The organism is Flavobacterium aurantiibacter (genome assembly GCF_002251775.1).
In the GTDB taxonomy this organism is placed as follows: Bacteria; Bacteroidota; Bacteroidia; order Flavobacteriales; family Flavobacteriaceae; genus Flavobacterium; species Flavobacterium aurantiibacter.
In genome coordinates this window covers 1-913 of record NZ_NOXX01000091.1, presented here as the reverse complement: position 1 = coordinate 913, position 913 = coordinate 1, and the positions used below count along the sequence as shown (strand labels likewise).

Annotated in this window: 1 protein-coding gene and 1 pseudogene; both read right to left on the bottom strand. The window is 30.9% G+C overall.

Annotation, left to right across the window (positions count from 1 at the left end; translation table 11 throughout):
- Window positions 1-252 precede the first annotated feature (252 nt).
- A pseudogene (locus CHX27_RS01205) lies at window positions 253-435 on the bottom strand (IS982 family transposase); the annotation flags it as partial.
- A 243-nt stretch (window positions 436-678) separates the two neighbouring features.
- Window positions 679-913: T9SS type A sorting domain-containing protein (locus CHX27_RS01200; protein WP_133063383.1), on the bottom strand; the 235-nt coding region annotated here is incomplete at its 5' end.

Genomic DNA, 913 nt, shown 5'->3' with positions numbered 1-913 from the left:
TGTCCCTGGTTCTTCCGATAGCTATCGGAACTGGAGGTACCACAAAACAAAACGCCTTAACTAATTGTAAGTCAATATGTTAATACGTTTTTCGCGTGTAAAACATTGTGTAAAACAATTTTCGATTTATTTTCATAATTGGTAAATACGATTATACACATTGAAACCTTCTTTCAGGTCATTTCAGCAGTAAAAAATCCACTTTTTTCAAAACCTCAACTTTTTTCATAATATATAACCCGTTGGGTGTAATTAAAAGTGTTGGTTTTTGATGTTGTTGATTGGTCTGTTAAAGATGAATTTATTTATATACTGAATTAGTGTGAGTGTTGTTATTTTTGAGAGTATCCTTGTTTTAAAACCGGTAAAAGTCTTTGCGTAATTATTTCTGATTTTAAATTGGTCACATAATTGCGAGAACAATGTTTCTATTCTNGGCCATCTTGTATTACCTGAATTATTAGCAAGAGTACCGAAACTAACATTTGATATAAGTCGGTCGGGGAGGTTAAAGGGTGCGACATTTTTAAAGCCGGCAGCGCAATAAGGCGCAGGGTTCGTTGATTGTGCAAAACTTGTAATGCTGGTTAAGAACCCAAATGCTAAGAGTATATTTTTTTTCATTTTTTTAAGATTTAATTTTTAAACACTTGTTAATACTTCAAATTTTATGTAATCTTAATTTTTAATTATCTTTTTGGTTACTATTTTATCGCCCGAAAATGCTTGAATGAAGTAAGTTCCCGATGAAAGGTTTTGCAAATTGACATTATTTATATTGGCGTCTTGGTAGTATACCAATCTGCCCTCAATATTGTATATATTAATTCTATCTAATTCTAAACCTGTCTTTGTTTTTATATTTATTATTGATGTAGTTGGATTTGGAAAAACTTCAAACAAATCTTCATGA